The organism is Poseidonocella sedimentorum (assembly GCF_900116005.1).
Lineage (GTDB): Bacteria > Pseudomonadota > Alphaproteobacteria > Rhodobacterales > Rhodobacteraceae > Poseidonocella > Poseidonocella sedimentorum.
In genome coordinates, this window is the sequence record NZ_FOYI01000004.1 from 247,892 (window position 1) to 269,311 (window position 21,420).

At 67.3% G+C, this 21,420-nt stretch carries 21 protein-coding genes and 1 riboswitch; of the genes, 3 read left to right on the forward strand and 18 right to left on the reverse strand.

The window, feature by feature from the left end; genetic code table 11:
* Nucleotides 1–9: 9 nt before the first annotated feature.
* From BM353_RS08165 to BM353_RS08210, 11 genes are all read right to left on the reverse strand, one after another.
* Nucleotides 10–651 carry a response regulator transcription factor gene (locus tag BM353_RS08165; protein WP_092079118.1) on the reverse strand — a complete coding sequence of 214 codons (642 nt, stop codon included), beginning with the start codon at nt 649–651 and terminating at the stop codon, nt 10–12.
* Nucleotides 648–2,951 (reverse strand): cache domain-containing protein, encoded by a 2,304-nt coding sequence (locus tag BM353_RS08170; RefSeq protein ID WP_245759603.1) that lies wholly within the window; start codon nt 2,949–2,951, stop codon nt 648–650. The genes BM353_RS08165 and BM353_RS08170 overlap by 4 nt, the downstream gene beginning before the upstream one ends.
* A gap of 317 nt (nt 2,952–3,268) precedes the next feature.
* Nucleotides 3,269–3,436: a hypothetical protein gene (locus BM353_RS16900; protein ID WP_177220496.1), complete on the reverse strand. Its 168-nt coding sequence runs from the start codon at nt 3,434–3,436 to the stop codon at nt 3,269–3,271.
* Nucleotides 3,437–3,652: 216 nt separating this feature from the next.
* Entirely contained in the window at nt 3,653–4,888 is a 1,236-nt protein-coding gene (trpB, locus tag BM353_RS08175; RefSeq protein WP_092079250.1) for a tryptophan synthase subunit beta, read from the reverse strand.
* A 72-nt stretch (nt 4,889–4,960) separates the two neighbouring features.
* A complete protein-coding gene (locus BM353_RS08180) occupies nt 4,961–5,407 on the reverse strand; it encodes a GNAT family N-acetyltransferase (protein ID WP_092079121.1) in 447 nt (148 codons plus the stop codon).
* Complete coding sequence (locus BM353_RS08185) at nt 5,404–6,045, reverse strand: phosphoribosylanthranilate isomerase (protein WP_092079124.1); 642 nt, start codon at nt 6,043–6,045, stop codon at nt 5,404–5,406. The genes BM353_RS08180 and BM353_RS08185 overlap by 4 nt, the downstream gene beginning before the upstream one ends.
* A 39-nt stretch (nt 6,046–6,084) precedes the next feature.
* Nucleotides 6,085–6,435 carry a LapA family protein gene (locus BM353_RS08190; RefSeq protein WP_092079127.1) on the reverse strand — a complete coding sequence of 117 codons (351 nt, stop codon included), beginning with the start codon at nt 6,433–6,435 and terminating at the stop codon, nt 6,085–6,087.
* Nucleotides 6,435–6,722 (reverse strand): integration host factor subunit beta, encoded by a 288-nt coding sequence (gene ihfB, locus BM353_RS08195; protein WP_092079130.1) that lies wholly within the window; start codon nt 6,720–6,722, stop codon nt 6,435–6,437. Before ihfB ends, BM353_RS08190 begins: the two co-directional genes overlap by 1 nt.
* A gap of 323 nt (nt 6,723–7,045) precedes the next feature.
* Nucleotides 7,046–8,824: a 30S ribosomal protein S1 gene (gene rpsA, locus BM353_RS08200; protein WP_281248112.1), complete on the reverse strand. Its 1,779-nt coding sequence runs from the start codon at nt 8,822–8,824 to the stop codon at nt 7,046–7,048.
* A gap of 110 nt (nt 8,825–8,934) precedes the next feature.
* On the reverse strand, nt 8,935–9,582 hold the full coding sequence (locus tag BM353_RS08205; RefSeq protein WP_092079136.1) for a P-loop NTPase fold protein: 648 nt from the start codon (nt 9,580–9,582) through the stop codon (nt 8,935–8,937).
* Nucleotides 9,583–10,145: 563 nt separating this feature from the next.
* Nucleotides 10,146–10,790: an NAD(P)H-dependent oxidoreductase gene (locus BM353_RS08210; protein WP_092079139.1), complete on the reverse strand. Its 645-nt coding sequence runs from the start codon at nt 10,788–10,790 to the stop codon at nt 10,146–10,148.
* Nucleotides 10,791–10,939: 149 nt separating this feature from the next.
* On the opposite strand from BM353_RS08210, the gene BM353_RS08215 reads away from it, so the two are divergent.
* Complete coding sequence (locus tag BM353_RS08215) at nt 10,940–11,314, forward strand: winged helix-turn-helix transcriptional regulator (protein WP_092079142.1); 375 nt, start codon at nt 10,940–10,942, stop codon at nt 11,312–11,314.
* 42 nt (nt 11,315–11,356) lie between these two features.
* Here BM353_RS08215 and BM353_RS08220 read toward each other — a convergent pair whose 3' ends face one another.
* Genes BM353_RS08220 through aroA form a run of 3 tightly spaced genes read right to left on the reverse strand, consistent with a single transcriptional unit; the run spans nt 11,357 to nt 14,314 of the window.
* Nucleotides 11,357–12,343, reverse strand: a complete 987-nt coding sequence (locus tag BM353_RS08220) for an aldo/keto reductase (RefSeq protein WP_092079145.1) — start codon at nt 12,341–12,343, stop codon at nt 11,357–11,359.
* Between the two features lie 7 nt (nt 12,344–12,350).
* On the reverse strand, nt 12,351–12,965 hold the full coding sequence (gene cmk, locus BM353_RS08225; RefSeq protein WP_092079148.1) for a (d)CMP kinase: 615 nt from the start codon (nt 12,963–12,965) through the stop codon (nt 12,351–12,353).
* On the reverse strand, nt 12,962–14,314 hold the full coding sequence (aroA, locus tag BM353_RS08230) for a 3-phosphoshikimate 1-carboxyvinyltransferase (RefSeq protein WP_092079150.1): 1,353 nt from the start codon (nt 14,312–14,314) through the stop codon (nt 12,962–12,964). Before aroA ends, cmk begins: the two co-directional genes overlap by 4 nt.
* 222 nt (nt 14,315–14,536) lie before the next feature.
* On the opposite strand from aroA, the gene BM353_RS08235 reads away from it, so the two are divergent.
* Together BM353_RS08235 and BM353_RS08240 are read left to right on the forward strand one after the other, a co-directional pair.
* Entirely contained in the window at nt 14,537–15,439 is a 903-nt protein-coding gene (locus tag BM353_RS08235; protein WP_092079153.1) for a transferrin-binding protein-like solute binding protein, read from the forward strand.
* A 58-nt stretch (nt 15,440–15,497) separates the two neighbouring features.
* Nucleotides 15,498–16,790: a surface lipoprotein assembly modifier gene (locus BM353_RS08240; RefSeq protein ID WP_092079156.1), complete on the forward strand. Its 1,293-nt coding sequence runs from the start codon at nt 15,498–15,500 to the stop codon at nt 16,788–16,790.
* Nucleotides 16,791–16,860: 70 nt separating this feature from the next.
* On the opposite strand, the gene trmB is transcribed toward BM353_RS08240, so the two are convergent.
* The 4 genes from trmB to BM353_RS08260 form a co-directional block, all read right to left on the reverse strand.
* Nucleotides 16,861–17,577, reverse strand: coding sequence for a tRNA (guanine(46)-N(7))-methyltransferase TrmB (gene trmB, locus BM353_RS08245; RefSeq protein ID WP_092079159.1), 717 nt, complete (start codon nt 17,575–17,577; stop codon nt 16,861–16,863).
* 139 nt (nt 17,578–17,716) lie between these two features.
* On the reverse strand, nt 17,717–18,898 hold the full coding sequence (metK, locus tag BM353_RS08250; protein ID WP_092079161.1) for a methionine adenosyltransferase: 1,182 nt from the start codon (nt 18,896–18,898) through the stop codon (nt 17,717–17,719).
* A 7-nt stretch (nt 18,899–18,905) separates the two neighbouring features.
* A riboswitch (SAM-SAH riboswitch) is annotated at nt 18,906–18,954 on the reverse strand.
* Between the two features lie 35 nt (nt 18,955–18,989).
* Nucleotides 18,990–20,519, reverse strand: a complete 1,530-nt coding sequence (lnt, locus tag BM353_RS08255; RefSeq protein ID WP_092079164.1) for an apolipoprotein N-acyltransferase — start codon at nt 20,517–20,519, stop codon at nt 18,990–18,992.
* The gene (locus BM353_RS08260) at nt 20,516–21,403 is read right to left on the reverse strand and encodes a hemolysin family protein (RefSeq protein ID WP_092079167.1); all 888 of its coding nucleotides are present in this window, start codon (nt 21,401–21,403) and stop codon (nt 20,516–20,518) included. The genes lnt and BM353_RS08260 overlap by 4 nt, the downstream gene beginning before the upstream one ends.
* Between the last annotated feature and the right edge of the window lie 17 nt (nt 21,404–21,420).

Sequence of the window (21,420 nt, forward strand, 5' to 3'; positions counted from 1 at the left end):
GGGCGCGACTCACGCGTCCTTGCCGAAGTCCACTTCCATCGCCAGACCGACCAGCTCGGCCACGGTGTTGACCCCGATCTTTTCGAGGATGCGCGCGCGGTGGTGATCGACGGTGCGCGGGCTGATGTCGAGATGGCGGGCAACGTCCTTGGAGGAATTGGCGCCCGGGTTGGCGACCATGAAACGCGCGATTTCACGCTCGCGGTCGGTCAGCGCATCGAAGCGCGCGCGGGCGGCGCTGGATTCGGCATGTTCGACGCGCTGCACCCGGTCAAGCTCGATCGCCGCCTCGATCCGCTCGATCAGCACCGATTGCTTGAAGGGTTTTTCGAGGAAATCCAGCGCCCCGTGCTTGATCGCCTGAACCGATTCGGGAATGCCGCCATGGCCGGTGATGAAGATGATCGGGATGCGGATATCGGTCTCGATCAGCCGCCGCTGCAGCGCGAGCCCGTCCATCTGGGGCATCCCGTAGTCGAGGATGAGGCAGCCCGGCGCCTTGCCGTCATAGGCGTCGAGAAACGCCTGCGCCGAGGCAAAGGCACGGACCCGGTAGCCGCGCAGACCCAGCGCCCGGGCGAGCGAGACGCGGATCGTTTCGTCATCGTCGACGAGGAACACGACAGGGGTGGCTGTGGCGGGCTCGGTCATGGATCCTCCGGCTTGAGCGGCAAGGTGAAGCTGAACCGCGCGCCGCGCTCGGAATTGTCATACCAGATGCGCCCGCCGTTCGATTCGATCAATGTCCGGCTGATCGAGAGACCCAGCCCCATGCCCTCGGCCTTGGTGGTCTCGAACTGGGAAAAGAGCCGCAGATCGGGCGACACGCCGGGCCCGGAATCCTCCACCTCTATGGTCAGATCGTCGCCGCCGAGCCGCGTGCTGACCACGACCTTGCGCTCGGGGCTGCCCGCCTCGGCCATCGCCTCCACCGCGTTGCGCAGCAGGTTGACCAGCACCTGCGCCACCTGCACCCGCACCGCCGAGACCTTCACATCCGGCCCCGGGCGCAGCAGGATCTCGGCCGATTGGCGCCGCGCCTCCGAGAGCACAAGGCGCCGCGCCTGTTCGAGAAGCTCGTTGATCGAGAACCGGGTGGCGCGGTTGTCCTCCTTGCGGATGAAGCCGCGCAGCGCGCGGATGATGTCGGCGGCCTGATGGGTCTGCTGGTCGATCTCGCCCAGCAGCTTGGCGACCTCGGCGCTGTCTTCGGGGCGGTTTTCGACGATGTATTGCGCGGCGTCGACCGTCTGGGTGATCGCGGTGAGCGGCTGGTTGAGCTCGTGGGCAAGGCCGGTGGCAAGCTCGCCCATGATCTGCTGGCGCGCCACATGGGCCAGCTCGCGGTTGAGCTCGTCGATCTTTTCCTCCGAGACCCGCGCCTGCGTCACGTCATCGATTGTGGCAACCACGTAGCTCTCGCACGCATCGCCCGAGCGGATGAAGACGCCGGTGAAGTTGATCCAGATCGGGGCGCCGTCACAGCGCCGCGCCTCGGCCTTGAAGCTCACACCCGATTGCACGCCCGCGTTGGCGGCGAACAGCGCGACCACGTCCTCCTCGCCCGTCGCGAGCAGCGACTGAAACGCGCGGCCCTCCAGGTCAGCAGGGTCCGCCCCGAAGATCTCGGCGAAGCGCGCATTTAGCCGCAAGATCCGCCCCGTCATCTCGTCGAGATAGATCATCCCCCGCGAGGCGAGATCGAAGGTCAGCCGGTATTCCCGCTCGGTGCGCTTGCGTTGCGAGATCTCGTTGACCAGCGTGGTGTTGGCGTTCTCCAGCTCCTTGTAGGTCCGCGGCATCGGCGCATCGGGGGCGACCTCGCCTTGCGAGACGAGGCTGGAGCGGACGGCAAAGGCGCGCACCGGCGCGTGGATGCGGTTGGCGAGCCCGAGCCCCAGAAGCCCCGTCACCGCCGCGATCCCGATGGCGATCAACGTGTTGAGCCGGCGGTTGTCCTTGATCGTCCCGATGAAGTCGTTCTCGGGGGCGTAGACCACGATCGTCCAGGGTATCTCACCAAGGCCAAAGGGCATGATCTGCGACACGTAGCGCTCGCCGCCATAGACGAAATCATACTGCGCCTCGCGGGCGTTCACCGTCCCGTCCGAGCGCAGCCGGTCCCCGAACGCCGCCCGGGCGAGCGGGTCGGCGATCTCTTCGATTGAGGGGAATTCCAGCGCACCATCCTCGCCCGCCGTGGTCAGGAGCGCCGGATTGGGATGGGCGATCACATCGCCGTTGCGGTTGAGCACAAAGGCCGCCCCGGTCTGCCCGATGCGCAGCCGAGAGAGGAAGTTCGACAGCTCGCGGATCTCGATGTCGACCCCGGCGACCCCCTGCACCACCCCGTCAAACCCGATCACCGGCGTCGCGGCGGTGATGCCGGGCGAGCGCGAGGTGAAGAAAATGTAGGGATCGGTCCAGATGCTGCGCAGCGTGCCCTTGGCCGACTGGTACCAGGGCCGGGTGCGCGGATCATAGGTGTCGGTCGGGTCGGGGCGCTCGGCGAGCAGCTCGAACTCGGTGTTCCGGTCGAGCAGGATGGTGCGCAGCTCGGCGTTGGCGCGGACGATCTTGGACAGGAACCGCTCCGGCCCGTTGCGCGAGACATAGACGAAATTGCCCTCCTCGTCGCCGTAATAGACCCCGGCAAATTGCGGCGCGGCGCGCAACTGCTCGAACAATAGCCCCTCCAGCAACGCCCGCTGCTCGCGCCGCACGATCTCGTTCTCCGCAAGCGCGGTCGAGAGCTCGGCGGCGCTGCGGGCGGGGGCAAGGAAGCTCTTGGTGTGCTCGATCACGTTCTGGCCCGCGTCGACAAGCTGGGTCCGGGCATGATTGAGCAGGGTCCGCTCGGAGGTGAAATAGGAGGAAAACACCACGATGGTCACAGCGAAGAGCTGCAAACCGGCCAGGGCCAGCGCGAGAATGACACCAAGCGACTTCATCGCGCGATTTATTCCGGGTTTGCAGGCGCAGAACAAGTCCGTTTCGCAAACAGCGCCCCCGGGACAAAAAAATTGCGCCCTGCCCTAGACGGACAGGACGCAACATGCACTCGGAACACTGTGCACTCGTAAAACTATGCGACAGGAATGGGGATGCCCGTCGGATTATAGAAGAGAACTCGTTACGAAACTGATGACACCGGTCTACGCGAATCGCGCTCCGCGAGCTATTCGTAGTGTTGCCTAGGCAGTGTTGCCTCAAAGCGGTTCGAACTCTTGAAAAAAAGGGGGCTCACGCTTTCGCCCCGGGGCCGGTTTCAGCGGCTTTTGGGCGCGTCTCTGGCGGGGTCTTCACCGCGCTCAGGGGCCGCGCTTTCGCGGCGATCCTGGGCAATGCGCCCCTGCACATAGGTCGAGATTTCGAGGCTCTGCGCGCGCTCGTCAAGCGGGGGAACCTGGCGTTCGGAGATGGTCGGTCGCGACATTCTACCCTCGATTATGTCCTCTCATCGAAAACATAACCCGTTGGCCTGCCGAAAGTTTCTCGCCGCGCAGGGTTTTTTGGGGAGCGCCCGCCGTGATCCGGGCCGGATCACTCAACAAGGCCGGCCCCGGCTTGAGCCCAGCAGGTCAGGCCGGTGGCGGATGGCCCACCGGGGCAAGGGAGCGCGCCCCGCCCGTCCCCATGGGAGCCCTCGCGTTCAGCGCCCCTCGGTGTCGCCCATGTCGAAGCCGAGGTGACGCGCCACGGTGTAGATGTCCTTGTCGCCGCGACCGCACATGTTCATCACGATCAAGTGATCAGCCGGAAGTTCCGGCGCGATCTTGGTCACATGGGCCAGCGCGTGGCAGGGCTCCAGCGCGGGGATGATCCCCTCGGTCTCGCACGACAAGGTAAACGCCTCCAGCGCCTCGGCATCGGTGATCGAGACATATTGCGCGCGGCCCGTATCATGCAGCCACGAATGCTCCGGCCCGATGCCCGGATAATCGAGCCCGGCGGAAATCGAGTAGCCTTCGAGGATCTGGCCGTCATCGTCCTGCAAAAGGTACGTCCGGTTGCCATGCAACACGCCCGGCCGCCCGCCGGTCAGCGAAGCGCAGTGTTCCATCTTGGCGTTGACGCCCTTGCCCCCGGCCTCAACGCCGATGATGCCCACGTCCTTGTCATCGAGGAACGGATAGAACAGCCCCATCGCGTTGGACCCGCCACCGATCGCGGCGATCAGCGTATCGGGCAGGCGCCCTTCGGCCTCCATGATCTGCTCGCGCACCTCCTTGCCGATGATCGCCTGAAAATCGCGGACCATGGCCGGATAGGGGTGCGGGCCCGCCACCGTGCCGATGCAGTAGAACGTGTCGCGCACATTGGTCACCCAGTCGCGCAGCGCATCGTTCATCGCGTCCTTGAGCGTCCCGCGCCCGGAGGTCACCGGGATCACCTCGGCGCCCAGAAGCCGCATCCGGAAGACGTTGGGCGCCTGGCGCTTGACGTCATGCGCGCCCATGTAGACCACGCATTTCAGCCCGAACTTGGCGCAGACCGTGGCCGTGGCCACCCCGTGCTGCCCCGCGCCGGTCTCGGCGATGATCCGGGTCTTGCCCATGCGGCGGGCGAGGATGATCTGGCCCAGCACGTTGTTGATCTTGTGCGCGCCGGTGTGGTTGAGCTCGTCGCGCTTGAAATAGACCTTGGCGCCGCCCAGCCGTTCGGTCAGCCGCTCGGCGAAATAGAGCGGCGAGGGCCGGCCGACATAGTGCTTCCACAGATACTCCATTTCGTCCCAGAAGCTCTGGTCGGTCTTGGCGTGCTCGTATTGCTTTTCCAGCTCGAGGATGAGCGGCATCAGCGTCTCGGAGACGAAGCGCCCGCCGAAATCGCCGAACCGGCCCTTTTCATCGGGGCCGGTCATGAAGGAGTTGAAAAGGTCATTCATCGCCGTGGCCTCCCAGTGCATGGATCGCCCCCGTGGATAGGCGAGCGCGCCGGGGTTTTCCAGCGCAAAACCTCAGTCCAGCGGCTTCTTGAACCCGGTATGGCTCGGGGTGAAACCGTGGCGCGCATAGAAACGGTGGGCGTCTTTGCGGCTGGCGTTGCTGGTGAACTGCATCAGGGTGCAGCCCGCGGCCCGGGCGCGGCGGTCTGCCTCGGCCATGAGCGCGGCCCCGATCCCCTGCCCGCGCAGGTCGGCGGCCACGCGGACGCTCTCGATCTGGGCCCGGCGCGCGGCGCGGAGCGACAGGCCGGTGATGAAGGTGAGCTGGAACGTGGCCACGATGCGGCCCGACTGCTCCCCGACGATGAGGAGGTTGTCGCCCTCCTGCGCCATCCGGTCGAAGGCCGCGAGATAAGGGGAGAGGCCCTCCGCTTCGCGCGCGGCGCCCATGTGATCATCGCGCAGGAGCGCAACCACGGCGGCGACATCCGACCGCCGCGCCGGGCGGAAGCTGATCATGCCTGCCGGGCCGCGGCGATGAAGGCGCGGATGAGGGCCTCGTCCTTCAGGCCCGGCGCGGATTCGACGCCGGAGGAGACATCGACCTGCACCGCGCCCGTGCGGCGGATCGCTTCGGCCACATTGCCGGGGGTGAGCCCCCCGGCGAGCATCCAGGGCCGGGACCAGTCGCGTCCGGCGATAAGCTCCCAGTCAAAGGCGATGGCATTGCCCCCGGGCAGGGCCGCGCCGGGGGGCGGTTTGGCGTCGACGAGGATCTGATCGGCCACGGTCTCGAAACGGGCGATCGCGCGCAGGTCTTCGGCGGTCGCGAGCCCGACCGCTTTCATCACCGGCAGCCCGGTGCGCGCACGCACCTCGGCCACCCGCTCGGGGCTTTCGCCGCCGTGAAGCTGGATCATGTCGAGCGGAACCCGCGCCATCAGCTCATCGAGCAGCGCGTCATCGGGGTTGACCACGAGCGCAACCTTGGCCAGCCCGGGCGGCGCCGCCTGCGCCAGCGTCCGGGCCGCCGCGATGGAGATATTGCGCGGGGATTTGGGAAAGAAGACAAATCCGCCGTAGCCCGCCCCCGCCTCGGCAGCGGCGCGCAGATGCGCCGCTTCGCGCAGCCCGCAGATCTTGACCCGTGCTGTCATGTTGTGGCGCCGATGGGTATTGCGTCGGTGGCCCGGCCCTCAGCCCGCATCTTCGAGCAGCGCGAGGACCTCGTCCTTGTCCTTGCGGGTCTCGCCCTTGAGGCGCTTGACCTCGCGCTGGAGCTTCTCGACCTCGTAGCCCTTGCGGTCGGCCTCCATGCGGATGCCGTATTCGCGGAACCACTCCCAGACGAAGCCCACGAGCACGCCGACGAGGATGCTGAAGAAGATGACGGCGAAGAGCGGCAGATTGATCTGCGGCGTCACCACGGCCATGCCCGAGAGCTCTTCGGGGAGCATCTTGAGCGTGACCATCTGACGGTTGGCCAGCCCGACCGTCACCAGGGCAAGGGCGAAAATGGCGATGCTCGCCAGTCGAATGTAACGCATCAGTCTTCGTGTCCGTTCAGGCGATCGCGCAGGAGTTTACCGGTCTTGAAGAACGGCACGTGTTTTTCCTCCACCGAGACCGATTCGCCCGTGCGCGGGTTGCGGCCGACGCGCGCCTCGCGCTTCTTGACCGAAAAGGCGCCAAAGCCCCGGAGCTCGACCCGGTCGCCACGCGCCATCGCCTCGGTGATCTCGTTGAAGATGGTGTTCACTATACGCTCTACATCCCGATGATACAGGTGTGGATTGTCTTCGGCAATTTTCTGGATCAGTTCAGATCTGATCATGTCACTCGGTCCCCTCACCATCTGCCGGCAACGTACCGCCATTCCCCAAGTATATGCAGAAAACCGGCGGCTCGAGAAGTGTAAGGTCTGGATAAAACGCACAAATCATGCGCTTGCGCGGAGATCCGCGCCCCTTGCGCGGGCCGAGAGGCCGCCGATTGGCCCCTTGCGCAGCCGCTGTTTGCGCCATGGGCGGGCCGGGATCGGGGCGGGCGCGAATCGAAATCAGGCGCGGGCGAGCGCGAAAAAGGGCCCCGCGGTCTCCCACGGGGCCCTCTTTATGTCGTGCCGCGGTTGCCCGCGGGATCACGCCGCAATGGCGATCAGTCGTCGGTCTTGAGCGCCGCGCCGAGGATATCGCCCAGCGATGCACCGGAGTCGGAGGAGCCGTACTGCTCGACCGCTTCCTTCTCTTCGGCGATCTCGCGCGCCTTGATCGACAGGCCCAAACGGCGGGTCTTGCTGTCGATGTTGGTCACGCGCACGTCGATCTTGTCACCGACCTGGAAGCGCTCGGGGCGCTGCTCGGCACGGTCACGGCTGAGATCGGAACGACGGATGAAGGATTTCATGCCCTCGTACTCGACCTCGACGCCGCCATCCTCGATCGCGGTGACCGCGACGGTGATGATCGAGCCGCGCTTCACGCCGCCGATGGCATCGGCGAAGGGATCGCCCTGGGCCGCCTTGATGGAGAGCGAGATGCGCTCCTTCTCGACGTCCACTTCAGAGACCACCGCCTGAACGATGTCGCCCTTGGCGTAGCTGCCGATGACGTCCTCGCCACGGCCTTCCCAGGTGAGGTCGGAGAGGTGAACCATCCCGTCGATCTCGCCGGGCAGACCGACGAAGAGACCGAATTCGGTGATGTTCTTGACCTCGCCCTCGACCTGAGTGCCCTCGGGGTGGGTCTCGGCGAAGATTTCCCACGGGTTGCGCATCGTCTGCTTGAGGCCGAGGGAAACGCGGCGCTTGGCCTCGTCGATCTCGAGCACCATGACTTCCACTTCCTGCGAGGTGGAGACGATCTTGCCCGGGTGGACGTTCTTCTTGGTCCAGGACATTTCGGAAACGTGGACCAGACCCTCGACACCGGCTTCCAGCTCCACGAAGGCGCCGTAGTCGGTGATGTTGGTGACGCGGCCGGTGTGGACCGAATCGAGCGGGTACTTGGCGACCACGGTATCCCACGGATCGTCCTGCAGCTGTTTCATGCCGAGGCTGATGCGGTGGGTTTCCTTGTTGATCTTGATGACCTGCACCTTGACCGTTTCCCCGATCGAGAGGATCTCGTTGGGGTGGTTCACACGGCGCCAGGCCATGTCGGTCACGTGCAGCAGGCCGTCGACACCGCCGAGATCGACGAAGGCGCCGTATTCGGTGATGTTCTTGACCACGCCGTCAACGGCCTGACCTTCGGTGAGGTTGGCGATGACTTCGGCGCGCTGCTCGGCGCGGCTCTCTTCGAGGATCGCACGGCGCGACACCACGATGTTGCCACGGCGGCGGTCCATCTTGAGGATCTGGAACGGCTGCTTGAGGCCCATGAGCGGGCCCGCGTCGCGCACGGGGCGCACGTCAACCTGGGAGCCGGGCAGGAAGGCCACGGCGCCGCCGAGATCGACAGTGAAGCCGCCCTTGACGCGGCCGAAGATCGCGCCTTCGACACGCGCGTCGTCGGCATAGGCTTTCTCCAGACGGTCCCAGGCTTCCTCACGGCGCGCCATCTCGCGGGAGATGACCGCTTCGCCACGGGCGTTTTCGGCCGCGCGCAGGTAGACCTCGACCTCGTCGCCAACGGCGATTTCGGGGGCCTCACCGGGATTTGCGAATTCTTTGAGCTCGACGCGGCCTTCCATCTTGTAGCCAACGTCGATGATGGCTTGTCCCGCTTCGATCGCGATGACCTTGCCTTTGACGACAGAGCCCTCTTCGGGCGTGTCCATTTCGAGACTTTCGTTCAGGAGGGCCTCGAATTCCTCCATGGATGTGTTCTGAGCCATGTGGCTTTGTATGTCCTTTTGATCATGTTGCTGGCCGCGCGGTTGTCTCCGCCGGTCTTGGGGTTGGTCATTGACGAAGCCTGAAGCACAAATAAACAAAGAGGGCCGGTGGTCCGACCCTGCCTGTTCGTTGATGTCTCAGGCCCTGCTCGCCTTGTGTCGACGCGCGCGGGTATAGGCCCCTGAGCGCGGAAAGGCAAGCCCGGGGCCTACTCCGCCTTCATCCGGTGCACGGCGGCGAGGATCGCTTCGTGATTGGGGCGGTCCCGCCCCTCGGTGAGAGCTTCATGTAGCGCTGTAAGGTTGTCTTTGATGTTCGCTCGTGCCTCCTCGGTGGCAAGCTGCGCCTCGATCATCCGCCCCGCGAAGTTGGACATCTCCTTACCCGCGTCCTTCACAACCGAGTCCGCAAGATCACCAACAACAGAGGCCTCGCCCGAAGAAAACGCATCGGCCAACTCTCCCGCGCCGTCCCTCAGCACAGCCTTGAGCGTCACCTTTGCCGCCACGCCACCCCATTTCTTGCTGGCGTCCACGGCCCTGTTCCAGCGGTCAGTTTCCTTTTTGGGCACCTTTGCGAGCAAAGCCCCCAGCAATGTAATGACCGGATCGCCAGTGTGGTCCGATTTTTGCAAGTCGATCTCGACAACAAGTTCGCCTGCTTCCGTCAGTTGCTTCGCCCAGCGCTCGCGGAAGAACGTTTTACCCCTCCCGAATCCGGCTTCGATGGAAATGGTCCGGCTGTCATCCAGCGATTGCACGAGATTGGTGTAAGCGTCGCCCAATGCGGCGAACTCAAGAAGGTCGCTCTCCCAGATCGCCGCCGCCCCGGGCGCCGTCTCCGCGTGTTCGGCCATGGCCAATCGCCTTTTTCCAAATCAAATGGCACCTCCGCGTCACTGCGGATCAATGCCGGCGATACTGCCGTGATGCCCCGAACTTGGCAACTTGCCGGATGGGGACATGCGCGCTGCGACAGGGCGTTTGCGGCGGATGGGGTACCGCGCCGGGGCGCGGGCGCGCGGTGGGGTAAGATCCCGGAAAGGCGCGGGCTTTAAACCCTCTCCCCGGTACCGGGCGGATCATCCGCCGCAACGACGACAGGTCTCGCCTCCCCAGACCGGGGGGACTTCCGCGACCGCCGGCCCGGGAGGTAATGCCTCCGCAGGATCACGAGACCGCCGCACCCCAAGGGGTGGCGCCACCTCGCCTTACCACGTGATCGCCGCTTCGGTGGCGGTGTGCACCAGATACGACACAGCCGCGTCCCCAGACGCCAGCCGCCAACCGGGGTTTTGCCCCCGGGGGGCTGAAGCTGTGTTCTGATCGGTGAACCCCGGTCACTCGTTTGCGTCAGAGGGCCGCGCCCTCCTGCGGGGAAAGGAGGGCGCGGCCCGGGGCACATCGCCCCGCGCCAGTTTTACGCCACTTTCGTAAACAGCGTCTCCTGCGGCTTGCGCACCTTCTTCAGCGGTTGCAGCCAGTCGCCCTCTTCGGCCCGATAGCCGAGCGCCACGATCGCCGCCGCGTGCAGGCCCTTGTCCCGCAGCCCGAGGATCTCGTCGACCTGATCGGGAATGAAGCCTTCCATCGGCGTGGCATCCACCTTCTCCATCGACGCCGCGACCAGCCCGAAGCCCATCGCGATATAGGCCTGCCGCGCCGCGTGGTCGGCGTTCACCTGCTCATCGCGCGGCAGGTACATCGACTTCAGCATCTCGTAGTAAGCCTTGCCGTCTTCGGTCATGCCGCCCCGCGCCTCGGTGTGCAGCGCGACCACATCGTCGATCCGCTCGGCGGAGTAGTTGTCCCAGGCCGCGAAGACGAGCACATGCGAGGCCTCTTCGAGCTGGGGCTGGTTCATACCCGCCGCGCGCAGCTTGGCCTTGACCTCGGGGTTGGTGACGACAAACACCTCGAAAGGCTGCAAGCCCGAGGACGTCGGCGCATATTGGATCGCCTCCAGGATATTGGCCAGCTTCTCTTCGGGCACGGTCTTGGCCGGGTCCATCTTCTTGACCGCATAGCGCCAGTTGAGAGCCTCTGTGAGGGTCGATTGTGTCATGTCTTGCGTCCTTTCTGCCCGGGGTGCCACAGGCGCCCGAGGGGTGGTATAATTCAGATACCGGCGATATATTCGATACTGAGCCCGCCGCAAGAAGGCACATTCCGCATACCCGGTTACACCGGTGTTACCTCAAGGAACTCAAGGACATGCAAGGACCGGACGGCACACATTGCCCGCAATGCGGCCAGATCAACGAAGTGCTCTCCCGCGTGGGGGATCGCTGGAGCGTGCTGATCGTGTTCAGCCTGCTCTCGGGCAAGATGCGGTTCAACGAACTCAAGCGTCAGCTGGGGATTTCGCAGCGGATGCTCAGCCTGTCCTTGCGCCATATGGAGCGCGACGGGCTCGTCAGCCGCACCCAATACCCGACGATTCCGCCCAAGGTGGAATACGCCCTGACCGACCTCGGCCTCTCCTTCGCGGGCCCGGTGAAAGGCATGGCGCAATGGGCGCTCGACAACCTCACGACAATCGATTCCGCCCGCACGGCATTCGACGCGGAACAGGGCGAAGAGGCCTGACGCGCGAAACAAAGGCCAAGGGCTGACGCGGCCCCTACCCCGTCAGCAATAGCGCTCCGGACCGATCCATTGCTCGGCGTTGTAGCGGTCGCCATGGGCCCAGCCGACGGGGAGCGCCGCGTCGATTCGGGCGAGGTCTTGCGCCGAGAGCGTGATCTGCGTGCCGCGCAGGAGGGCCTTGAAGTGGGCCACGCTGCGGGTGCCGGGGATCGGCAAGACATGCTCGCCGCGGGTCAGCAGCCAGGCGATCGCGAGCGCTTCGGCGGGCTCCCCCATCTCGCAGGCAAGCGCGCGGAAACCGTCCGTGATGGCGAGGTTGACGGCGAGGTTCGGCGCCTGAAACCGGGGGTTGGAGGTCAGGAACGGCAGCTTGGCGACGGCGTCCGGCCCCAGCGGCGCGTCCGTCAGGAGCGAACGGCCCACGGGCGAGAAGGCCACAAGCGCGACCCCAAGCTCGGCGCAAGTCTGGACGAGGCCCAGATCGGGGAAGCGCGTGGCGAGCGAATATTCCGATTGCACCGCCGCGACCGGCACCACCGCCTGCGCCCGCCGCAGCGAGCTTGGCGCGATTTCGGAGAACCCGATGGCGCGGGTCTTGCCCTTGGCGATCAGCCCCTTGAGCGTCTCGGCCACCTCTTCGATCGGCCGCTCGGCCTCGCGCCGGTGGACGTAGTAGAGATCGACGCAATCGACCCCGAGCCGCGCCAGCGAGCCGTCGAGCTCCGCCTCCAGATGCTCGGGCGAGTTGTCGAAACAGCGCCGGCCCTCCGCGTCCTTGGTGATCCCGCCCTTGGTGGCGATGTGTAACCCCGCGCGCGCGCCCGGGTTGGCCTTGAGCCAGGCGCCGATGGCGCGTTCGGAGCGGCCCATTCCATAGACATTCGAGGTGTCGATATGCACCACGCCCGCCTCGCGCGCGGCGTCGAGAATGGCGTAGGAATTCGCCTCCGTGGTGGGCCCATAGAACTCGGCGAAGGACATGGCGCCCACCCCGAAGGCGGGCATCTCGCGGTCGAAAAATTTTGGCATTTTATCCTCAGGCGTCGCGTTTGCGGGTCACGGCGAGAATAGCGGCGGCGACGGCCTCATCAATGCTGAGATCCGAGGTATCGATCTCCACCGCGTCCGCTGCCGCCAAAAGCGGCGCCGTGGCGCGCGAGCGGTCTCTTTCGTCGCGGGCTTTCACATCGGCCAGGATCGCTTCGAATTCGGCCTCTTCGCCCGCCTCGGCCAGCTCCTTCCAGCGGCGGCGCGCGCGCACTTCGGCGCTGGCCGTCACGAAGAGTTTCACCGCGGCCTCGGGGCAGATCACCGTGCCGATGTCGCGCCCGTCGAGCACCGCGCCGCCCGCGCGGGCGGCGAAGGCGCGCTGGAAGTCCACCAGCGCCTGGCGCACTTCGGGCAAGACCGCGACCTTGCTCGCCTCGCTCGCCACCGCGCGGGTGCGCAAGGCGGCCTCGTCGGCGAGGTCCTCAGCGGTGAGCGCTTGCGCCGCGGCAACCGGATCTTCGCCCGCGAGACTGCGGCGCGCAACGGCGCGGTAGAGCAGCCCGGTGTCGAGATGGGCAAAGCCGAATTCGGCGGCGACGGCGCGGCTGATCGTGCCCTTGCCGGCGGCGGCGGGGCCGTCGATGGCAACGGTGAAGCTCATGCCCCGTCCCGCTCCAGCTTGGCGCCGAGATCGCCCATCAGCCGCTCGAAGATCGGGAAGGAGGTGGCCACCGGCCCGCCGTCGTCGATGCTGACCGCCTCGCGCGTCGAGAGCCCGAGGATGAGGAAGGACATGGCGATGCGGTGGTCGAGCCGGCTGGCGCAGCGCGCGCCGCCGGGCACGCCGCCGGGCCCGCGCCCCTCCACGGCCCACCAGTCCTCGCCCTCCTCGACCGTGATGCCGCAGGCCCGGAGCCCCACGGCCATCGCGTCGATCCGGTCGCTTTCCTTGACCCGCAACTCGCGCACGCCGGGCATGTCCGTCCGCCCGGTCGCATTGGCCGCGATCACCGAGAGGATCGGGTATTCGTCGATCATGCTGGCGGCGCGCTCGGGCGGGACCTCGATGCCGCGCATGTCGGGCGAGTAGCGCGCGCGCAAGTCGGCCACAGGCTCGCCGCCCTCCTCGCGTTCGTTCACGTAGGTGAGGTCCGCGCCCATCTCGCGCAGGGTGGTGAAGAGCCCCGCGCGCGTCGGGTTCAGCCCGATATTCGGGACCAGCACGTCCGAGCCTTCGGTGATCAGCGCGGCGCAGACCGGGAAGGCCGCCGAGGAGGGATCGCGCGGCACGGCGATGGTCTGGGGCTTGAGCTCCGGCTGGCCGGTGAGCGTGATCACCCGGCCCTCGTCGCTCTGCTCGGTGCGCACGGTCGCGCCGAAGCCCGCCAGCATCCGCTCGGAGTGATCGCGCGTCGCCTCGCGTTCGATCACCACCGTCTCGCCCGGCGCGTTGAGCCCCGCGAGCAGCACGGCGGATTTGACCTGCGCCGAGGGCACCGGCGTGGCATAGCGCACGGGGATGGGGCTTTCCGCGCCCCGGATCGTCATCGGCAACCGCCCGCCCGCGCGGCCCATCGCCTGCGCGCCAAAGAGCGCCAGCGGATCGGTGATCCGGGCCATGGGGCGGGAATTGAGGCTGGCGTCGCCGGTAAATGTCGCGGTGATCGGTGTGGTCGCCATCGCGCCCATGATGAGGCGCACGCCGGTGCCGGAATTGCCGCAGTCGATGACCTGATCTGGCTCGGCGAACCCGCCCGTGCCCACGCCATAGACCGACCAGGCGCCCGGCCCCTCCTGCGTCACCTCGGCGCCAAAGGCGCGCATCGCGCGGGCCGTGTCGAGCACGTCCTGCCCCTCCAGCAGCCCGGTGATCCGGGTCTCGCCCACCGCGAGCGCCCCGAGAATGAGCGCGCGGTGCGAGATCGACTTGTCGCCGGGCACCTCGGCCACGCCGGTCAGCGGGCCGGATTTGCGGGCGGTCATGGGGATGGGAGTGCCGTGGGCGGACATGGGCGGGCCTTCTCTTCGGGCGCGAATGCGAAACTCGCCGGACTGATAGCGCAGGGGGCAAGCGGCGTCCATCGCCTGCGGGCGCGGGGCGCGCCGCCGCTGTCAGGAGGCCCGCAGCGACGAAATCATTCAAATGCGATCTATCCTGCGCGACAGGGTAAACGGAATAGAAATGCTGCGCGCGTTCTATGCCCCCAAAGGCCAGAAAGGTTGGCGGAGCGCATGATGGTGCTGAGACAGATCGGATCGATTGGTTTGCTGGGGCTGGCGCTCGCGGGATGCGGCGGCGGTGGCGGCGGCGAGGGCGAGGAGACGGTGCGCGATCCGGGCGGGCCGGACGGCGAGACCCAAGCCTATCGCATCCTCAAAAGCACCGACAACGCCAGCAGCACCCTCGCCGGGCAGGCCTACCGCACCGCGCGCGACGGCTCAGGCACGGTCCTGCTGGAGACGGCGACGCTCTCGGGCACGATCAATCACCGCACCGGCGCGACCACCCTCGCCGATGATGTCTACAGCCTGACCGACGGTGACGGGCCCGATTCTGTGGGCTTCCTCTCCGACGGGGCGGGCGGCGCGGCCTTCGTCAGCGGGCTGGCCGATGACGGCGGCACATACGAATACGTCTCGACCTTCATCATGGGCTACGAGGATGGCGGATCGGACTACGACGCGGTCGGCGTGGTCGGGATCGCCACAAGCGCCGGGGACGTCCCCGCTTCGGGCTCGGCGAGCTACAACGGCGACGCCGTGGTGGACGTTTTCCAATCCTCGGGCCAGACCTCGATGACCGGCGACAGCCGCGTGAGCGCCGATTTCGGGGCCGGCCGGGTGAGCGTCACGATGGACAATTTCTCCGCCCGCGACAGCGGCGGCGCGAGCGTGGCCGCCCCGCTCGACAGCATCGCAATCAGCGATATGACGATCTCCGGAAACGGCTTTTCCGGCGGGAGCTTCTCAGCTCGCAGCGGCGGCGCCGCGACGGACCTGACCGGCGGCGCGACATTGAGCGAAGCGGCGGGCGGGTTTTACGGGCTTGAGGACGGCATCCCCGACGAGGTCGGCGGGGCCTTTGCCGAGAGCGGGCCGGATGGGGTTTTGACCGGGGTCTTCATCGCCGATTGAACCGGGAGCCCGGGGCCGGGCTTACACATCGGTAACCATGTTCTGGGCATAAGGCTCCATGGCATATTCTTTCGGCATCCGGCATCTGGCAGGCGCGATTTTCGCGGCCCTGTGCTTTGCCATGCCCGCCGCCGAGGCCGCGCCGGTTTCCGACAGCGACCTCTCCCGTCTGATCAACACCGGCCAGATCGAGACCGCCCGCGCCCGGCTGGAGGCCAGCGGCGGCGATGCGCTCGACGTGCTCTTCCTCGAAGGCCGCATCGCCAAGGCCCGCGGCGCGCTGGATACCGCCAGCGCAGCGTTTCGCGAGGTGCTCCGCGCAGCCCCCAACCGGATCAATGCCCGCCGCGAGCTCGCCCATACGCTCCTGATGGAGGGGAAGTACGCCGCCGCCGAACGTCAATTCGCAATGCTTCTGGCCGAGGACGACAATCCCCGGATGCGCGCGGGCTACCGCCGGTTTCTCGCCGAACTCTCGGCGCGCCGGCCGCTGCGCCTTACAGGCCATGTGGCGCTCGCCCCCTCCAGCAACATCAACCGCGGCACCCTGCGCGGCCGGATGGAGACCGATCTGGGCGATTTCGAGATCGCAGAGGGCTCGCAAGCGCGTTCCGGCGTGGGCCTCTCCTACGGGATATCCGGGCGGCTGCAGCCCCCCGGCGCGGCGGGGCGCGGGCCGATCCTGCGCTGGTCGCTCGGACAGACCCGCTACAGCGAGACGACGTTCGACCGCAGCACGGGCCAGCTCTCCTTCGGCTACGAGGCGCGCGGCGCCCGGGGGCATTGGCAGCTGCAGCTCTACACCCGGCGGGAAGCGCGCAACGATGGCGCGAGCGTCACGGCGCGCGGGATGCACCTCGCTCTGGGGCGGCAGGTCTCCCCTCGGGATCTGGTCGGGGTCACGCTCAGTCGAGAGTGGCGCGCTTACGACGAACAGAGCTACCGCGACGGGCCGGTGAGCCGCCTTGCCCTGAGCTGGGAGCATCTCTTTACGCCGAGGTTGCGCGGGCGCGCGGGCCTTTCGTTCACGCTGGCGGAGCCGGAGGCCGCGCATCAGGCTTATCACGCGCGCAGCCTGTCTCTTGACGTGGAGCGGCGATGGGACAGCGGCCTTGCCCTTGGCGCGGGAGCAGAGATCGGACGCCGAGACTTCGATGCCGACTACCCCCTGCTGAGCAGCCCGCGCGCCGATCGGTTTTCCTCGCTGCGCCTGACAGCGTCACACAGTCGCGTGACGGCGTTTGGCTTGCGCCCGCAGCTGCGCTGCAGCCACCTGCGCAGCCGCTCGAACGTGGCCTTTGCCGAGTATTCGGTCAACGAATGCCAGATTTCGCTCGGCTGGGAATTCTGAGCGTTCGGGGGGCGCTGCCCCCGGCCGCTGCCGCGGCCTCCCCCGGAGTATTTCTCAAGAGAAGAAGCGGTCAGAGGCGGCGAAAGCGCAAGTAGTGGGGCGTGCGGCCTTCGCGCAGGGCTTTGGATTCGTAGCGCGTGCTCTCCCACGTCTCCCAAGGGTCGCGCCAGTCGGAAGCGGACTCGCCGAGCCATTCGAAGCCTTGTCGCGGGACTTCTTCGAGCGTCTGGCGCACGTAGTCGGGGATGTCCGTCGCGACGCGCAGCTCGGCACCGGGGGCCAGGACGCGGGCCAGCGGGGCAAGGTAGTCCGGGGTGACGAAACGGCGGCGGTGGTGGCGTTTCTTGGGCCAGGGGTCCGGATAGAGCAGATAGGCGCGGGAGAGCGCAGCGGCGGGCAGGACGTCGAAGAGATCGCGCACATCGCCGGGATGGATCGCGAGGTTGGAGACTTCGGCCTTGCGGATCTTGCCCAGGAGCATGGCGACGCCGTTGATGTAGGGCTCGCAGCCGATGATGCCGATATCGGGGTTGAGCGTGGCCTGATGCACGAGGTGTTCGCCGCCGCCGAAGCCGATCTCGAGCCAGACCGGTCGATCGCCGAAGAGCGCCGCGAGATCGAGCGGCGCGCGATCGGGGTTGTCCTCCCAGGTGACGGGGCCGGGCGAGAGCTTGGCGAGATCCTCGGCGAGATAGGCCTGCTGCGAGGGGCGCAGGGACTTGCCCTTGAGCCGGCCATAGAAGTTGCGCCACGGGGCGCCGCTGGGATGAGAGCTGTCCTTCGTCATGGCGCGCGTCCTAGCGCCGGGGGCCGGGCGCATCAATCCCTTTCCCGCATGACGGTGGGACGGGGCGGCCCGAGGCACGGGCCCGTGAGGGCCTGTGCCGAGAGATGTCGTGGCGCGCGGAACGCGCGCCTCCGCGTGATCAGAGGGCGGCGGTGAGCGCCGAGGCGAGGTCGGTGCGCTCCCACGAAAACCCGCCATCGTCTTCCGGGGCGCGGCCGAAGTGGCCGTAGGCCGCGGTGCGCTGGTAGATCGGGCGGTTGAGCGAGAGGTGTTCGCGGATTCCGCGCGGGGTCAGGTCCATCGCCCGGGCGACGGCGCGCTCGATGGCTTCTGGCGCGACCTCGCCCGTGCCGAAGGTATCGGCATAGATCGACAGCGGTTTGGAGACGCCGATGGCGTAGCTGAGCTGGATGAGGCAGCGTTCGGCAAGCCCGGCTGCGACCACGTTCTTGGCGAGATACCGCGCGGCATAGGCCGCTGAGCGGTCCACCTTGGTCGGGTCCTTGCCCGAAAACGCGCCGCCGCCGTGGGGCGCCGCGCCGCCGTAGGTGTCGACGATGATCTTGCGGCCCGTGAGCCCGGCGTCCCCGTCCGGGCCACCGATGACGAACTTGCCGGTCGGGTTGACCCACCATTCGGTCTCGCCCGTGATCCAGCCCTCGGGCAGCACGTCGCGGATATGGGGCTCGACAATCGCGCGGATGTCGGCGCTCGACTGGCTCTCGTCGGCGTGTTGGGTAGACAGAACGATGGACGTCACGCCCACCGGCTTTCCGCCCTCGTAGCGCACCGAGATCTGGCTTTTCGCATCGGGCCGCAGGGTCGGCTCGGTGCCGTCCTTGCGCACCTCGGCGAGCCGTCGCAGGATCGCGTGGGCGTATTGGATCGGGGCCGGCATGAGTGCCTCGGTTTCGTTCGTTGCGTAGCCGAACATGATGCCCTGATCGCCCGCACCCTCCTCCTTGTCGGCCGCCGCATCGACGCCTTGGGCAATATGGGCCGACTGTTCGTGGAGCAGATTGGTCACGGTGCAGGTTGCGTGGTGGAACTTGTCCTGCTCATAGCCGATGTCGCGGATGCACTCGCGCGCGATGGCTTCGACCTCGTCCTTCTTCTCGGCCAGACGTGCCGGATCGGACAGGCCCACTTCGCCGCCGATCACCACGCGGTCGGTCGTGGCGAAGGTCTCGCAGGCGACGCGCGCCTCGGGCTCCTCCGCGAGGAAGGCGTCGAGAACGGCGTCGGAAATCCGGTCGCAGACCTTGTCCGGGTGGCCCTCCGAGACGGACTCGGAAGTGAAGACATAACTTTGGCGGCTCATCGGGAAGTGCTCCAATATGTGTAATCCGCCACGTCAGGAAGCCGTTGTGACGGTGTTGAACCAAAGGCCCTATGCCTTGTGGTGCGAAAGGTCAATGACTGTGCCGTGCGCGGCGGAGCGCTGTGGCTGCCAGAAGTGCTAGGACGGCGAGGGTTAACGGAGTGTCACCGAAGCGCGCGTAGGGCGTCGGGCTGCGCCCCTCCGGCAGCGCGACATCGCGAAACCCGGCCTCGCCGAGGCTGATCTGCCCCCGGATGCGCCCTTGCGGGTCGATCACCGCGGAGACGCCGGTATTGGCCACGCGGATCGCGGCGAGCCCCTGTTCGATGGAACGCATTCGCGCCTGTGCGAGGTGCTGATAGGGGCCCGAGATGCGGCCGAACCAGGCGTCGTTGGTGATTTGCAGCAGCAGATCGGGGCGGTCATGGCCGCGCAGGATCTGCTGCGGAAAGACCGCCTCGTAGCAGATCAGCGGCTGGGCCCAGCCGATGCCGGGGATTTCCAGCAGCGTGGGCCGCGCGCCGGGCGTGTAGCCGCCGAGCCGGTCGGTGGCGAGCCCGAAGAGCCCGTACCGGGCGGCGAGCCCCGCGAGCGGCATGTATTCACCGAAGGGCACCAGCCGGTGCTTGTCGTAGAGCGCCGAGACGCGCCCCTCCGGCCCGACGAGCACCAGCGAATTATGCAGCGCCTCGCCCTCAAAGCGCATCGCCCCGACCGCGACCGGTGCGCCCCGGGCGGCCTCGGCAATGTCCGCGAGCAGCGGCTCGGCGTAGTCCAGCAGGTAGGGCACCGACGTTTCGGGCCAGACGATAACGTCCGGCGCGCCCGGCGCGGCGGTATAGTCGAGCGCGCGGTTGAGGAAAACATGGGTCCGGGTCGGATCCCACTTCTCATCCTGCGGCGCGTTGGGCTGCACGAGGCGCACGGTGGGCCGGTCCTCGGGGCCGGGCGGCGCGGGCGGCACGGGCCAGAGCAGGAGCGCGGCCGCAGCGAGCCCGGCGGGAATGGCACAGGCGCGCGGGCTCGGCGGGGCAATGAGCGCGGCGGCGGCGAAGAGCGCGAGGTTGAGCCCGTGGGGGCCGATCAAGGCCGCCCCCTGCCCCGCGATGACATCGACCAGCGCCTGCGACGGCATGGCCCAGGGAAAGCCGGTCAGCACATGGGCGCGGGTGAGTTCCGCCAGCGTCCAGAGCCCGACAAGCGCCGCCCGCGCCGGCAGCACAGCACCGCGCGCCGGAACGAGATAGCGAGCCGCGCCGAATGCCCCCGCCCAGAAGAGCGCGAGCCCGCCGGCCATCAGCACCAGCGCAAAGGGCGCCATCCAGCCGTGGCGCGCCACATCCACGAGGAAGGGTTCGACGATCCATGCGAGCGAAATCGCGAAATAGCCGACGCCGGTGCAGAGCCCGGTCAGCAGCGCCGCGCGCACCGTCCCGCTCCGGCCGAAGAGCCAGACCGCGAGGACAAGACCGGCGAGACCCAGAAGCGGCAGGTTGACAGGCGCTTGCCCCGCCGCGGCCAGCGCCCCGGCTCCGAGCGCGGCAAGCACACGCCCCCCGCGAGCGGCTCGGCGCGCGGCCTTCGGTGCTGCCCCGGCGGGGGCGGCCTTGTCTGCTGTCACTCCGCGGCCTCGCGCAACCGGACGCGCAGCCGCTTGATCCGGCGCGGATCGGCGTCGACCACCTCGAACTCAAGGCCCGACGGGTGCGGGACCACCTCTCCGCGCGCGGGCACCCGGCCCGCCAGCATGAAGACCAGCCCTCCGAGCGTGTCGATTTCCTCGCGGTCGATCTCGGGATCATCGGTGAGCGCAAGCCCCGCCGCGTGCTCGAAATCGGCCAGCGGCGCGCGCGCCTGAACGAGGAAACTGCCCGGCCGCTCCTCGGTCCAGAGCGTGTCTTCCTCCAGATCGTGCTCGTCCTCGATCTCGCCCACGACCTGTTCGATCAGATCCTCGATCGTCACCAGCCCGTCGACCCCGCCATATTCGTCGATCACCAGCGCCATGTGCCGCCGTTCGGTCTGCATCTTGGCGAGCAGGACCCCGAGCGGCATCGACGGTGGGACGAAGACAAGCGGGCGCAGCATTTCCGAAAGCGTGTAGCGCCCGGAGCCGTTGAACCCGTGGGTGAGTGCAAAATCCTTGAGGTGGACCATGCCGATGGGCGTGTCGAGCGTGCCCTTGAACACCGGCAGCCGCGTCAGCCCGCTTTCGCGGAACACGCCCAGCAGGTCATCCTTGGAAATATCGTCCGGCACGGCCACGATCTCGGCCTTGGGCACCGCCACATCCTCGACCCGCTTCTGGCGCAGGTTGAACAGCCCGTGCTTTGGCCGCTTGGCCACGTCCACGATATCGGTGTTGAACTGCGGCCCCTGTACCGCTCCGGGCCCAGGCCCGCCAAACAGACGGCGCAGGAACCCGCCGCCCTTCACACTACTACTCTGGCCTTCCGGCTGCGCGCTCTGCGCCGCAGCAGAAGACCCGTCAGAACTCTCGCCCATCGTCCCTTTCCATGGGA